General features: G+C 67.9%; 11 protein-coding genes. 8 read left to right on the top strand and 3 right to left on the bottom strand.

Annotated features, from left to right (window positions below; all coding sequences use genetic code 11):
• The first annotated feature begins 213 nt into the window (after window positions 1–213).
• Window positions 214–2,367, top strand: coding sequence for an adenosylcobalamin-dependent ribonucleoside-diphosphate reductase (locus tag HUS23_04640; GenBank protein QKT03141.1), 2,154 nt, complete (start codon window positions 214–216; stop codon window positions 2,365–2,367).
• Between the two features lie 28 nt (window positions 2,368–2,395).
• Complete coding sequence (locus HUS23_04635) at window positions 2,396–3,124, top strand: NrdJb (protein ID QKT03140.1); 729 nt, start codon at window positions 2,396–2,398, stop codon at window positions 3,122–3,124.
• 80 nt (window positions 3,125–3,204) lie between these two features.
• Here the strand turns inward: HUS23_04635 and HUS23_04630 are convergent, their stop codons facing one another.
• The gene (locus tag HUS23_04630; GenBank protein QKT03139.1) at window positions 3,205–3,564 is read right to left on the bottom strand and encodes an EF-hand domain-containing protein; all 360 of its coding nucleotides are present in this window, start codon (window positions 3,562–3,564) and stop codon (window positions 3,205–3,207) included.
• A 187-nt stretch (window positions 3,565–3,751) separates the two neighbouring features.
• On the opposite strand from HUS23_04630, the gene HUS23_04625 reads away from it, so the two are divergent.
• The 5 genes from HUS23_04625 (at window position 3,752) to HUS23_04605 (ending at window position 8,142) form a co-directional block, all read left to right on the top strand.
• Entirely contained in the window at window positions 3,752–5,533 is a 1,782-nt protein-coding gene (locus HUS23_04625; protein ID QKT03138.1) for an ABC transporter ATP-binding protein, read from the top strand.
• Window positions 5,534–5,866: 333 nt separating this feature from the next.
• Window positions 5,867–6,280 (top strand): DUF2231 domain-containing protein, encoded by a 414-nt coding sequence (locus HUS23_04620; protein ID QKT04973.1) that lies wholly within the window; start codon window positions 5,867–5,869, stop codon window positions 6,278–6,280.
• 245 nt (window positions 6,281–6,525) lie between these two features.
• Window positions 6,526–7,086: a hypothetical protein gene (locus HUS23_04615; protein QKT03137.1), complete on the top strand. Its 561-nt coding sequence runs from the start codon at window positions 6,526–6,528 to the stop codon at window positions 7,084–7,086.
• A gap of 105 nt (window positions 7,087–7,191) precedes the next feature.
• Complete coding sequence (locus tag HUS23_04610) at window positions 7,192–7,656, top strand: ferritin-like domain-containing protein (protein ID QKT03136.1); 465 nt, start codon at window positions 7,192–7,194, stop codon at window positions 7,654–7,656.
• A gap of 21 nt (window positions 7,657–7,677) precedes the next feature.
• Complete coding sequence (locus tag HUS23_04605) at window positions 7,678–8,142, top strand: ferritin-like domain-containing protein (GenBank protein QKT03135.1); 465 nt, start codon at window positions 7,678–7,680, stop codon at window positions 8,140–8,142.
• Window positions 8,143–8,314: 172 nt separating this feature from the next.
• Here the strand turns inward: HUS23_04605 and HUS23_04600 are convergent, their stop codons facing one another.
• Window positions 8,315–10,198 carry a glycoside hydrolase family 15 protein gene (locus tag HUS23_04600; protein QKT03134.1) on the bottom strand — a complete coding sequence of 628 codons (1,884 nt, stop codon included), beginning with the start codon at window positions 10,196–10,198 and terminating at the stop codon, window positions 8,315–8,317.
• A gap of 263 nt (window positions 10,199–10,461) precedes the next feature.
• On the opposite strand from HUS23_04600, the gene ggt reads away from it, so the two are divergent.
• Window positions 10,462–12,174: a gamma-glutamyltransferase gene (ggt, locus tag HUS23_04595; GenBank protein ID QKT03133.1), complete on the top strand. Its 1,713-nt coding sequence runs from the start codon at window positions 10,462–10,464 to the stop codon at window positions 12,172–12,174.
• Here the strand turns inward: ggt and HUS23_04590 are convergent.
• Window positions 12,153–13,658 (bottom strand): sensor domain-containing diguanylate cyclase, encoded by a 1,506-nt coding sequence (locus HUS23_04590; GenBank protein QKT03132.1) that lies wholly within the window; start codon window positions 13,656–13,658, stop codon window positions 12,153–12,155. The genes ggt and HUS23_04590 overlap by 22 nt on opposite strands.
• Between the last annotated feature and the right edge of the window lie 221 nt (window positions 13,659–13,879).

The following is a 13,879-nucleotide window of genomic DNA, read 5'->3' as shown; positions in this document are numbered from 1 at the left end:
CACTGATTGCGCGTGTAAAATACATAACGCGTTGTTTTTCAACTAAAAGAAAGGTATTGACGGGCGGGTATCGCGGCCATAAGCTAGTCCAGTCTTCACCCCAAGATCTAGTGTCTCCATCGCCGGCAGGTCGATGTCGTCTTCGACGCTGCCGCGGCGTCCGCCAGGGGGCATGGAGGCCGAATACTAAAATAAACAGGGAGTCTGCCACCGATGAAGAACACCCGCTTGCGCGCCATTGCCACCACCACGCCGGAAATCCCGTACCAGCCCGCGTCTATCGATATCTGGGACAAGAAATATCGGCTCAAGGCAAAGGACGGGACCGTGCTCGACCAGGACATGGACGGCACCTGGCAGCGCGTGGCGCGCGCGCTCGCCGACGTGGAGGAGACCCCCGCGCTGCGCGCCGAGTGGTATGACAAGTTCCTGTGGGCGCTGCGTCGCGGTGCCATTCCGGCCGGGCGCATCACCTCCAACGCCGGTGCCTGGGAGCACAAGCCGGCCACCTCCACCATCAACTGCACCGTGTCGGGGACCGTTCTCGACTCCATGGACGATATCTTGGAGAAGGTGCACGAGGCGGGACTGACGCTGAAGGCCGGCTGCGGTATCGGCTACGAGTTCTCCACGCTGCGCCCGCGCGGCGCCTACGTCTCGGGGGCGGGCGCCTACACCTCGGGGCCGCTGTCCTTCATGGATATCTACGACCGCATGTGCTTCACGGTGTCCTCCGCCGGCGGGCGCCGCGGCGCGCAGATGGCCACCTTCGACGTCGGTCATCCGGACGCGGCCGACTTCATCCGCGCCAAGCGCGAAGCGGGACGGCTGCGTCAGTTCAATCTCTCGCTGTTGGTGACGCGCGAATTCATGGAGGCGGTGAAGAACGACGACGTCTGGGTGCAGGCCTTCCCGGTGACCGCCAAGGAGGCCGAGCAGGATCAGATCGATCTCGCCGACCCGGAGACGATCGTCTGGCGTGAGTGGCCCACCACGCGGGGCTACATCGTCAACGACGCCGGACTGGTGGCCTGCAAGATCTACAAGACCATCCGCGCGCGCCGGCTGTGGGACGTCATCATGTCCTCCACCTACGACTATGCCGAACCGGGTTTCATCCTCATCGACAAGGTCAATGAGATGAACAACAACTGGTTTTGCGAGAACATCCGCGCCACCAACCCCTGCGGCGAGCAGCCGTTGCCGCCCTACGGCTCCTGCCTGCTCGGCTCGGTAAACCTCACCAAGTTCGTGCGCGACCCGTTCACCGACAAGGCGCGCTTTGATTGGGAGGAGTACCGCCAAACCGTCGCGATCTTTGCGCGCATGCTGGATAACGTGGTGGAGATCAATGGCCTGCCGCTCGACGGGCAGCGCAACGAGATCTTCCGCAAGCGCCGCCACGGCATGGGCTATCTCGGGCTCGGCTCGACCCTGACCATGCTGCGCATGCGCTATGGCGACACCGATTCGGTCGCGTTCACGGAGGAGGTGACGCGCGAGATGGCCGTGACGGGTTGGCGCACGGCGCTCGACCTCGCCAAGGAGAAGGGACCCGCGCCGATCATGAACGAGGCCTTCGAGGTCACCCCCGCCATGCTGCGCAAGCGCCCGGAGATGGCGCGCGACGGCTATAAGGTGGGCGACATCGTGCTCGGCAAGGTGCTGCATGCGCGTTACAGCCGCTACATGCAGCGTGTGGCGGAGGTGGATCCGGAGCTGGTGGAGGCGCTGGCCGAGCACGGCGCGCGCTACAGCCACCACAGCTCCATCGCGCCCACGGGAACTATTTCCCTGTCGCTCGCCAACAACGCCAGCAACGGTATCGAGCCGAGCTTCGCACACCATTACGCGCGCAACGTGATCCGCGAGGGCAAGAAGTCCAAGGAGAAGGTGGACGTGTTCTCCTTCGAACTGCTCGCCTACCGCGAGTTGGTGAACCCCAAGGCGATGCCGCATGCCGAGGAGGACGAGGCGCGGCTGCCCGAGTACTTCATTACCGCGGACGACATCTCGCCCAAGCAGCACGTGGATATCCAGGCCGCGGCGCAGAAGTGGGTGGACTCGTCCATCTCCAAGACCGCCAACGTGCCGACCGATTATCCGTACGAGGACTTCAAGGATATCTACCTCTATGCCTACGAACAGGGGCTGAAGGGTTGCACTACGTTCCGCTTCAATCCCGAGGCCTTCCAGGGCGTGCTGGTCAAGGAGCAGGACCTGGCCGCCACCACCTACCGCTTCGAACTGGAGAACGGCGAGGTGATCGAGGTGAAGGGCAACGAGGAGATCGAATACGACGGCGAGGTGCATACCGCCGCGAATCTCTATGACGCCCTGAAAGAAGGCTACTACGGCAAATTCTGAGCGCGTCACCGCACGAGGACCCCGAACAATGACAACCAAGATCGAGAAGAAGATCGTCGGCTACGGCGTGGTGAAGGAAGAGGCGGAGAGCTCGCCCGCTGCTCAGGCGGCTGCCCAGTCGGCGGCGGACGGCAAGGCCGAGGTCGCTACACCCGCCCAGGTCATACAGATGCACGAGAAGGTCGAGCGCCCCGAGATGTTGCTCGGCTCGACCTACAAGATCAAGACGCCGCTCACCGAGCACGCGCTGTACCTGACCATCAACGACATCGTGCTCAACGAGGGTACGCCCTACGAGATGCGTCGCCCCTTCGAGATCTTCATCAACTCGAAGAACATGGACCACTTCCAGTGGATCGTGGCCCTCACGCGCATCATCTCGGCGGTGTTCCGCAAGGGCGGGGATGTGACCTTTCTGGTGGAGGAGTTGCGCTCGGTGTTCGACCCGAAGGGCGGCTACTTCAAGAAGGGCGGCAAGTACATGCCGTCGCTGGTGGCCGAGATCGGCGATGCCATCGAGAGCCACATGCGCATGATCGGCTTGATCAAGGACGAGGGCCTGGACGAGCACCAGCAGAAGCTCATCGCCGAGAAGCGCGCCCAGTACGAAAACGCCCTGAAGACCGGCCCCGGTTGCGACGACGGCAACGACTTTCCGCCCGGTGCGCAGCTCTGTGCCAAGTGTCAGACCAAGGCCATGATCACCATGGACAACTGCCTCACCTGCCTCAACTGCGGCGAGTCGAAGTGCGGCTGAGCGCCCGTATCCGTTAGCTGCCGCGTACTGCCATACCGCGGTCCGGTCCCCCGCGACGGGGGACCGGACCCTTCGCCCCCTTATTCCACACCTGGTTCGCCGCCCTCGGGCGCGCCTTCGCCCGGCGCCTGCTGCTCAAGGTACTGCTCGGCCTCGGGGTCCTGCTGCGTCTCCGCCAGGAAAGCGGCGAACTCGGCCTGAGAGATACGCCCGTCGCCGTCCTTGTCGATGTCGTTGAACTGCTCGGACAGCATAGGCTCGCCCTCGGCATCCTCGCGCTCGATGTAGCCGTCGCCGGTGCGGTCGAACGCTTCGAATTGCTCCATCGTCAGCCCGACCCCTTCCCCTTGTTCGCCCTCGCCCTCGGCGATGCCGGTCTGCGCCAAGGCGCTGAGCGAAAAACCGCCGGCAATCAGTAACACCATCAGTGGCTGTTTCATGGGTTCCCCTCCTTGGTAGGCACTGCGCCTCGCACTCAAGACTTTAGGTCAGCCGGCGCCGCGTGGCCACGCGCCTCTAGCCCCGGGCGCGTTCCTACATCCTTGAAGATTGGGAGGTTCTTCATCCGCCGTGAGCGGCGGCTTTGGTCTAATGGCGCCGCCGTCGAAGGTGCCGGAAGGAGACGCCATGGCCAACCGTAACAGCCGTACCCAGCACACGCTTGCGATCTACGCCCGGGCCCTGCGCGAGGCGCGGCCCTATTGGCCGCTGCTCGCGCTGGTGCTGCTGGTGGGTCTGATCGGCATTCCCTTGGCGCTGCTCGCGCCGTTACCGTTGAAGCTGATGGTGGACAACGTCCTCGGCGCCGAACCCTTGCCCGCCTGGTTGGACTGGCTGCCGGCGGCCTGGCATAGCTCGCCCGATGCGATGTTCTTCGTCGTGGTCGGCATTGCCTTGGCGGTGGGCCTCGGCGCCGTCGCGCACCAGATCGGCGACTGGCTGCTGCGCGAGTACGTCGGTGAGCGCATGACGCTGGACTTTCGCGCCAAGCTGCTCGGCCGCGGCCTACGCGCCTCGCTGTTGAAGCAGGAGGCGGGGGGCGCGCACGACACGGCCTATCGCATCAACATGGACGCGCCGGGCATTCAGTGGACCGCGTTGTACGGGCCGCTGCCGGTGGTCGTGTCCCTGGCAACGCTGGCCGGCTTTCTCTACGTCACCTTTCTCATCGCCCCGGCCCTGGCGGTGATCGCGCTGGCGACCTCGGTTCCGCTGCTGATCCTCATTCATCTCAGTCAGACGCGAATCCGCGACCGTTGGCGGGACGTGAAGGAGCACGAGACCGCGGCGCAGAGCATTGTGCAGGAGACCATGTCGGCGCTGCGCGTGGTGACCTTGTTCAACCGCGACCGGCACGAGCGCAGCCGCTACATGCGCCGCGCCGGACAGGGCGTGCGCGCCCGGCTCGGGGTGATCCGTCACGAGAGCCTGTACGGGCTGGCGATGGGCGTGACCACGGCGGTGGGTACCGTGGCGGTGCTCTACCTCGGTGTGCGCTACGTGGAGGGCGGCAGCATGTCGCTCGGCGACCTGGTGCTCATCATGGGTTACATCGCCCAGTTGTACGCCCCGATCCGCACCCTCGGCAGCCACGTCACGGCCCAGCAGCGGGCCCTTGCGAGCGCCGAGCGGGCCTTTGCGGTGCTCGACGAACCCGCCGGGGTACCCGAGTCGCCGGGCGCCCCGGCGCGCGGCCGGGCGCAGGGCCGCGTGACCTTCGAGGAGGTGAGCTTCGCCTACGAGGCGGACGCGCCGGTGCTGACCGGCGTCAGCTTGGACGTTGCGCCGGGGCGTTTCGTCGGGGTCGTGGGGCGCTCCGGCGCGGGCAAGACCACGCTCATCAACCTGCTGCTGCGTCTGATGGACCCGCACCACGGCCGCATCCTGCTCGACGGGGTGGACCTGCGCGACTGGCGCCTGGACGACCTGCGCCGTCAGTTCGCGGTGGTGGCCCAGGATTGCACGCTGCTGGCCGCCTCGATCGCGGACAACATCGCCTATGCGCGGCGTGGCGCCACCCGCGCGGAAGTGGAGGAGGCCGCGCGTCAGGCGGGCGCCGATGCGTTCATTCGCGCCCTGCCGCAGGGCTACGACACGCAGGTCGGCGAGCGGGGCGCGCGCCTCTCGGGCGGCGAACGTCAGCGCATCGCCTTGGCGCGCGCCTTCCTGAAGGATGCCCCGCTGCTGATTCTCGACGAGCCGACCAGCGCCATCGATGGCACCACCGAACAGGCCATCGTCGAGAGCATCCGCCGCTTGGCCCGCGGGCGTACGGTGTTCACCATCGCGCATCGCCTCAGCACGCTGGCCGAGGCCGATACCCTGTTGCGTGTAGGCGGTGGGCGCGTCGTCGAGGAGCGGGCTGCGGGCGAGCAGACGCCGCACGCGCCCGTGCGCATGGCCGGCTGAGCCAGTGGGATCAGTCGCTTGCACTGCCGCCGGGCGCGACTAGGCTTCTAGCAGGGCTCGCGCATAGCGGCCCGCTTCGCCGGCGGGGCCTAGCCCGCGGGCGTGCTCCCGCTCCCGACCCTTCGTCGATGGGCGCCGCGTGATCGGCGGCCTTTGGGGCGTGGCGCATGCCTGTAGCGTTGCCCGCGTCGTACGCCACCCACGGCTGGGTGCGGGCGTAGCGGTACGAGGCCCGCCGGCCTCGCCACGCACAACAATCACAAGGAGCGCGCCATGGACGGCCGAGACAATACCGAGAGCAGGGCAGCGATCGGCGGGCACCCGCTGCATCCGATGTTGGTCCCGTTCCCCATCGCCTTTCTCAGCACCGCGTTGCTGACCGACATCGCCTTCTGGCTGACCCAGGATTTCTTCTGGGCCCGCGCCTCGCTGTGGCTGGTGGGCGCCGGCTTCGTCGCCGGCTCGGCCGCGGCCACGGCGGGAATCCTCGATTTCATGGCGCTGGCGGGGGCGCGCAACTCGCGGGCGGGCCACATCCACGCGGCGGGGAACACCTTGGTATTGATGCTGGCCTTCGTGAGTTGGCTGGTGCGTCTGCAGGATGTCGGGGGGGCGGTATTGCCCTGGGGGCTGAGCCTGTCGGTGCTCACGGTGCTGATCCTGATGGTGACCGGCTGGATGGGGGGCGAGATGGTTTACCGGCGCGGCGTCGGGGTCGCCGGTGGCGGCCGGCCACCCCCGGGTTGAGTTCCCGCGAGGCGGGCGGGGGGCTGTACAATGCGGCCATGCCTGCGACCCTTCGCCGTCCCGCCGTCCCGCCGTCCCGCCGTCCCGCCGTCCCGCCGTCACCCTCCTGATGCCGGTGCGGAATGCCGCCGCGACCCTCGCCGAGGCACTGCGCCCGCGCGCGTGATGTGACACGTCGCTCTTTTGTCCCTCGCGCTCCCGCGGTACACTGAGGGCGTGTTGCGTAATCGCCACGGGACCGTGTCATGAAAACAACAACCCTGTTGGTCGTCCTCGCGCTGTTTCTGATCACACCTGTCCATGCCTGGGAGCTCCGCCCCACCGCCGGGTTCGGTTACGACGCCGGGGGCGACGAGCGCCTGTTGTTCCAAAACGGCGACGGCAACGGCCTGACGCTGCGGGCCGGCTCGGGCCTGCACCTGTCGGCCGGCATCGCGCTCGATCTCGATGCCGCCAAGCGCTTCGAGTCGCAGCTGACGGGCGGCTACCGACTTCGAAACGTGCATGGCGACGGTTACCTCGAACGCTTCCCCATCGATAGCCTGTTCTTCTTCCGGCACTCCGATCACCGCCTCGGCGGGGGGTTCACCTACCACTTCAATCCACGCCTTGCGACCGGCGGTCTCCTGGCCGAGGGCGACACCCGTTTCGACGATGCGCTGGGTTACGTCTTGCAGTACGACTACCGCATCACCGACAACGGCAGCGTGGGGATGCGCTATCTCCGTCTCGACTACCACACCCGCGGTACCGGCGAGACGCTGGAGGCCGGCAGCTTCGGCTTCTACCTGAACAGCCGTTTCTGATCGCCGCCCGCGCCAGCGCGCGCGGCTATACTTTCCAGACGACGCGCCCCGAGAGAGCGCGTCGGACGTTTTCAGGAAGACGGCTGGTACGGGAGTCAAGACGCGATGGATCGCAGGGACGTAGCCGAGCGCCTGGTGGCCCTGGCACAACTCGACATCGATGCCGTTCATGCCTACGGGCAGGCCCTGGAGCACGTCGGCGACCCCGATATCCACGCCCGGCTCAGCGAGTTTCGGGCGGACCATGAGCGTCACATCGAATCGCTGACCGACCTCATCCGTGGGCTCGGCGAGCGCCCGCCCTCCCTCAGCCGCGATTTCAAAGGGTTCTTCATCGAGGGTTTCACCGCCTTGCGCAGCCTCAGCGGCACCGAGGGCGCGCTAGAGGCGATGAAGACCAACGAGTCACTCACCAACCACCGCTACAACGATGCGCTCGCGATCCCCTTGCCGGCCGAAGTGCGCGCCGTGGTGCAGCGCAACCTCGCCGACGAGGAGCGCCATCTGGCGTATATCGAGCAGGCCTTGCGCGAGCGCGCCTGGGAGCGCGCCGCCCCGCGCGTGGGTTGAGCGGAACTTCAGGAGGAAGACATGGAACGTCACGAGGTGACGCAGCAGCTTACGACGCTCGTACAAATGGACATCGAAGCGGTGAAAAGTTACGAGCAGGCGCTCGAAGGCGTGGATGACGAGGGCGTGCGCGCCGAACTCGACTCGATACGCGCCGAGCACGCGCGCAATGCCGACCGCCTGTCGGCGGTGGTGCGGGATTTGGGCGAGACGCCGCCGGAGACGGTGCGCGATTTCCAGGGGGACATCTACGGCGGCATACCCTCGGAGTTCGGCATCGAAGGGCCCACCGTTCATGCCCTGGAGGCGATGAAGACCAACGAGGAGCTGTTGCATCGGCGTTACGCGGAGGTGCTGAGCATGGATTTGCCGCAGGATGTACGCCCCGCGGTGGAGCGTAACTTTCACGATCAGGAGCGGCACCTGAGCTGGATCGACGACCAACTCCAGCGCCGCGGCGGCGATGCCGCGGGCCAAACCAGCTAGCCGGGATTTCTCGCAGGGATCGTGGAAGCAGGCAAAGGCTTCGCGTTGGATCGCGGCCACCTGCGATAGGACACCGGCGCAAACACACTGCCACGCTCGGTCTTCCGTGCGTCCACCTTCACTTGTGCGTCAGCCGGTGTCCGCCCCGGTGAGATGGGCGGGCTGGTAGGGATCAGCCGCGGTCGGCGACCTCGCGATGCTCGGGCATACCGATCGGCTGTTCCACCGGGGTCTCCCAGCCGCGGGCCTTGGCCAGATATTGCAGGCTGTTGACGAAGCCGATGTGGGTCAGCCCCTGCGGGAAATTGCCCAGGAACTCGCCGCTGGCGGGATCGTACTCCTCAGGAAACAGCCCGACGTGATTGGCGCGCGCGGCCATCGACTCGAAGATCTCCGCCGCCTCGTCGATGCGGCCCGACAGTGACAGGGCGTCGACGAGCCAAAAGGTGCATAGCGCGAACGCGCCTTCCTCCCCCGGCAGGCTGTCCTCGGCGCGGTAGCGGTAGACCAGACCGTTCTGCATCAACTCGCGCATGGTGGCGTCGATGGTGCCCTGCACACGCGGGTCGTCGAACGGCAGCAGTTCGTGCACCGGCAGCAGCAGGTTGGAGGCGTCCAGTTCCCGGCGTCCGTATGCCTGCACCAGGGAGTTGAGCTTCGGGTCGTAACCTTGCTCGAGGATCTGCTCCTTAATGTAGCTGCGCCCCTTATGCCAGCGATCCACATTGCCGTCCAGGCCGAACCGTTCGGCCAGCTGAACCGCGCGGTCCAGCGCCACCCACAGGAGTCCCTTGGAGTACACGTAGTGGCGCGCTTCGCCCCGGATCTCCCAAATCCCGTGGTCCTTGCGGTCCAGCGAGGCGAGGGCGCGGTCCGCCATCTTGGGCAGGAATCGCCGCAGCACGGGCGGGATCTCTTCGCCGAAACGCGCCAGCTCGTAGGCCGAGTCCAGGATCTCGCCGTAGGTATCGAGCTGCAGTTGGTCGTAGGCGCCGTTGCCGATGTTCACCGGGCGTGAGCCGCGGTAGCCTTCCAGGTGGTCCAGCGCGAATTCGTGCAGCGCCGCCTCGCCATGCAGACCGTACATGATCTGCACCCGCCCGTCGCGCTCGCCGCTCATCGACACGTCCTCGATCCAGTGCAGGAAATCGGACGCCTCGGTGGGATGTCCGCCGGCCATCAGCGCCTGCGCCACCAGCGAGGAGTCGCGGATCCAGGCGTAGCGGTAGTCCCAGTTGCGCACCCCGCCGATCTCCTCCGGCAGCGAAGTGGTCGGTGCCGCGGCTATGGCGCCGGTGCCGGCTTGGGTGAGCAGCTTGAGGGTCAGCTCCGAGCGGATCATGAGGTGGCGCCACGGGCCCGCCCAGGCCCGGTCACCGGCGCGTTCCTTGTGCACCCAGCGCCGCCACACGTCGACGGTTTCGGCCAGCGCGGCGAGCGGGTCGTAGAGTGCCGACGGGCGTCCGTCCTGGCTCCAGCCGCAGTCGAGGATCACGCGGCGGCCTGCTTCGAGATGCAGTCTGGCCCGCAGCGTGGGGCCGTGCTCGCCTTCCTCGACCTCGGCGCCCTCCGGCAGGCCGCGCAGCACCAGATGCTCGCCGCCGCCGCTCGCGTGCCAGCCCTCGGGCACCCGCGACATGCGTGTCAGCGCCCGCGCATAGTCGAAGCGCGGCGACCACTCCAGCTCCATCTCGACCGGCCCGTTCTCGGCCTGCACGATGCGGCACAAGGCGGGCCGCGCCTCCGACTCGGCCTCGCGCCCGTTGATGTCGCCGCGCAGCGGCATGAAATCGGTAACGACGAGGGTGCCCTGGCCCTGGTTGAAGCGCGTCACCAGCACGTTGGTCCCCTCGATGAACTCCTGCGCCCCCAGCGGGCCGCCCGGGGAGCTCACCCGAAAGCGACCGGCCTTGGCGTCGTCCAGGATGGCGCCGAATACGCTGGAACTGGAGAGGTAAGGGAAGCAGCACCAATCGATGGAGCCGTTGCGCCCCACCAGGGCGGAGGTGCGCAGGTTGCCGACGATGCCGTAGTCCCGAATTGCCAGATAGGGCATGGGCTCAGGCTTCCTGGATGAGACGGGCGAGGGCGATGCACACGCGGGGCCGGCGCGCGGCGGCCCTCAGCCGTGCCCGACAAGGTTCATCGGCCGGTCGGCGCCGCCGTGACGCCGACATGCAGCGCTTGCTGCCCCCCGCTACTCCCATCGTGTCCTCCTGCGCGCTCGGCGCGTCGCCATGCATCGTTGATACAATCCTAGACGGGCGGCGCAGCAGGTGCGCCCTGGTCGGTATTCCATGATAGACGGGCGGAGGTGTCGTGGCGCGAGTATCCATCCTGTTGTTGGCCCTGGTGTTGTGGACGGGGCCGGCACCTGCGGAGCCGCCGGCGGCGGCCATCGCCAGTGCGCATCCGCTGGCCACCGAGGCCGGTCAGGCGATCCTTGCCGAGGGTGGCAACGCCTTCGACGCGGCGGTGGCCGTGACCGCGGCGCTGGCGGTGGTGGAGCCCTTCGGTTCGGGCATCGGCGGCGGCGGGTTCTGGCTCCTGCACCGCGAGGAGGACGGGCACCAGACCATGCTGGACGGCCGTGAGCGCGCGCCCTTGGCGGCCCACCGCGACATGTATCTGGACGAGCGCGGCGAGCCGGTGCCGGGCCTCTCGGTGGACGGCCCCCTGTCCGCGGGGATACCGGGGACACCGGCGGCAATGGCCCACCTTGCGGAGCGCTACGGGCGCCTGCCGCTGGCGCGCAGCCTCGCGCCGGCCATCCGCTTGGCGCGCGAGGGGTTCGAAGTCAGCGAGCAGTACCGGCGTATGGCGGGCTTCCGGGTCGAGGCGCTGCGCGCCTCGCCCGCGGCGGCCGCGGTGTTCCTGCACGCGGGCGAGGTGCCGCCGCTCGGCCATCGCGTGCGCCAGCCCGATCTGGCCGCCACCTTGGAGCGCATCGCCGAGGCCGGCGCGGCCGGTTTCTACGAAGGGCCTCTTGCCAAGGCCTTGGTGGAGGGGACGCGCGCCGCGGGGGGCATCTGGACATTGGAGGATCTGGCGGCATACCGCGCGGTGGAGCGCGAGCCCGTGCGCGGCCGCTACGGTGACGTGCGTATCACGGCTGCCGCGCCGCCTTCGTCGGGCGGGGTGGCGCTACTCACCATTCTGAATATCCTGGCCGAGGTGGATCTGGCGGAGCTGTCGGAGGTCGAGCGCCTGCACTGGACGGTGGAAGCGATGCGCCGGGCCTACCGCGACCGGGCCGAGTACCTCGGCGACCCCGACTTCGTCGACGTGCCGGTGGCGCGGCTCACGCACCCGCACTACGCCGCCGGCCTGCGCGCCGGCATCCGTCCGGACCGCGCCACGCCCAGCGCCGCCCTGCCGGGGGTGGGCGAGGGCCGCCCGCGCGGGCGCGACACCACGCACTTCTCCATCCTCGACGGCGAAGGCAATCGGGTGGCCGCCACGCTCAGCATCAATTACCCCTTCGGTTCGGGCTTCATGCCGGCCGGCACCGGGGTGCTGCTCAACGACGAGATGGACGATTTCGCCGCCGCGCCCGGCGTGCCGAACGTCTACGGTCTGGTCGGCGCCGAGGCCAACGCGGTGGAGCCGGGCAAGCGGCCCCTGTCGAGCATGACGCCCGTGTTTCTGGACGACGGCGAGCGGGTGGCCATACTCGGCACCCCGGGCGGCAGCCGCATCATCACCATGGTGTTGTTGGCGACCCTGGACTTCGCCCAGGGGGTAGCCGATCCGCAGGCCTGGGTGAGCCGCCCGCGCTACCACCACCAATACCTGCCCGACGCGATCGAGCACGAACCCGACGCGCTGGTGGAGGAAGGGGCCGGCTTGCAGGCCCTTGGGCATACGCTGTCGCAGGTGCGCCCCTACGGCAATATGCAGGCGGTGCTATGGGACCGGGTGCGGGAGGAGGTCAGCGCGGCCAGCGATCCGCGGGGCGAGGGCGGCGCGGTCACGATGCCGGTGCGCGCTTACGCGGGGCACAGCGCGCCTCAGGCCGGCACGGGGCCGTAGAAGGCATAGCGGTTCTTGCCCGCCCGCTTGGCGGCGTACATGGCGCGGTCGGCGTAGCTCAGCAGCGTCGCGAGATCGGTCGCATCGGCCGGGTATAGGCTGATACCGATACTGACCCCCATCTGCCAGGGCCCCTCGTCGAGTTGCACGGGCTCGGCCAGTAGGGCCAGGATCTTGTCGGCCAGACGGGCGGCCTCCCTCGGCGTCTTGAGTTCTCGAAACAGAATGGTGAATTCGTCGCCCCCAAGGCGCGCCACCGTGTCCTCGGCGCGGCCCGCACCCGCCAGGCGGCGGGCGACCTCGCGCAGCGCCACATCGCCCTGCTCGTGCCCCAGCGTGTCGTTGAGCGTTTTGAAGCCGTCCAGGTCCAGATAAAACAGTGCCAGACGCTCGCCGGTGCGTGCGGCGTGTGCGAGTGCCTGCTCCACCCGGTCCGAGAACAGCGCACGGTTTGCTAAGCCGGTGAGCGCGTCGTGGTGGGCGAGTTTCGCAAGTTGCTGCTCGGCGCGCTGGCGCTCGTGCACCTCTTGTTCGAGTTGCGCCACCATGCGCATATAGCGCTCGCTCTGGCGGCTCAGGGCATGCACGTAGATTCCGAGCAGCAGCGTGAACATCAACCCGCCGGTGAGTAGCACCCAGGGCAGGCGCCCATCGGCGCCGGGCACGAATGCGGCCGTCGCGGTGGCCGTCACCCGCCACTCTTGATTACCGATGGTCACGATTTCCTCGATAGGCGGGAGGGCATAGGCGGGTCGGCGCACCGGCAGGGGCAGACGCGCCTGCGCATCGTGCCAAAAGAGGGGTGGGCCCGGCGCGGCGACATCGCGCACCTCCAGGTCCACGCCGCGCGGCGTGAGCGCGGCCAGCGCGACTTCAACCAGCGTGCCGATCTCGTGCCCGCCGAACAGGAAGCCGAGCAGCGTGCGATCCTCATTGGGCGCATCGGCGATGGCGTACACGGCCTGGATCCATATCAACAGGTGGCCGCCGCGCCCGTCCGGGGCGTGCCCGACCGCCGGTCCCTCATGCATCAGTGCCTCCAACAGCAGCGGCGCCAGCACCGGCGAGTCCCTCAGGTCGCTGCCCGTGGCAATCAGGGCCGCGCGTCGGCGCTCGCTGAACGTCAACACAAAGCTCCGATCCAGGGCGGCGGCCGCCTCGGAGGCGGTGGGCGCGGTGGGGACATGCAGGTCGCCGTCCTGCGCCGGCGCCCAACCCACTTGCCGCAGGGAGGGAAAGCGCGCCATGAATGGGCGCACGAAGGCCCGATACTCCTGGGCTTCGACTTGACCGTGGGACAGCAGGCCACTCAGCGAAAGCAGCACGTCGAAGTTGTGTTCCAGGCGGCGCTGCAGGACCGAGAATTGGTCCGCAGCGACCTGTGCAAACTCCGAATTGGCGCGCTCGTGTTCCAGTTGACGTGCCAGTTCAAAGGCCAGCAGCGACAGCAGGCAGCCGACCGCCAGCGCGGCGAGCAGGGGCAACCAGCGCGTCCACCGGGGGGCGGGCGTGCCGGGGCCGCGGCGCTCGGCGGCCGCAGAGGATCGCGTCGGCGTGGACGTGGGTATGCTCCCGAGTCGGTCGTCGAACGTGTGCGGGCCACGCGCATTGTTGTTGGGCGCTGAGTGGGCGCTGCCGGAGCCCCCGCCTCTGCTGAGGCACGGGCGGTCAGCAGAACGGGGCGAGCCGATAGCGTGAGCCGAGA

The organism is Ectothiorhodospiraceae bacterium 2226 (assembly GCA_013348725.1).
Taxonomy (GTDB): domain Bacteria; phylum Pseudomonadota; class Gammaproteobacteria.
This window is presented reverse-complemented; position numbering and strand designations above follow the sequence as displayed.

What these genes read in the sequence shown, in the direction of transcription:
- HUS23_04620 (QKT04973.1), top strand. Translation starts at nt 5,867, where the DNA reads ATGTTGGTCCCGTTCCCCATCGCCTTTCTCAGCACCGCGTTGCTGACC.
- HUS23_04615 (QKT03137.1), top strand. Translation starts at nt 6,526, where the DNA reads ATGAAAACAACAACCCTGTTGGTCGTCCTCGCGCTGTTTCTGATCACA.
- HUS23_04625 (QKT03138.1), top strand. Translation starts at nt 3,752, where the DNA reads ATGGCCAACCGTAACAGCCGTACCCAGCACACGCTTGCGATCTACGCC.
- HUS23_04630 (QKT03139.1), bottom strand. Translation starts at nt 3,564, where the DNA reads ATGAAACAGCCACTGATGGTGTTACTGATTGCCGGCGGTTTTTCGCTC.
- HUS23_04610 (QKT03136.1), top strand. Translation starts at nt 7,192, where the DNA reads ATGGATCGCAGGGACGTAGCCGAGCGCCTGGTGGCCCTGGCACAACTC.
- HUS23_04640 (QKT03141.1), top strand. Translation starts at nt 214, where the DNA reads ATGAAGAACACCCGCTTGCGCGCCATTGCCACCACCACGCCGGAAATC.
- HUS23_04605 (QKT03135.1), top strand. Translation starts at nt 7,678, where the DNA reads ATGGAACGTCACGAGGTGACGCAGCAGCTTACGACGCTCGTACAAATG.
- HUS23_04635 (QKT03140.1), top strand. Translation starts at nt 2,396, where the DNA reads ATGACAACCAAGATCGAGAAGAAGATCGTCGGCTACGGCGTGGTGAAG.
- HUS23_04600 (QKT03134.1), bottom strand. Translation starts at nt 10,198, where the DNA reads ATGCCCTATCTGGCAATTCGGGACTACGGCATCGTCGGCAACCTGCGC.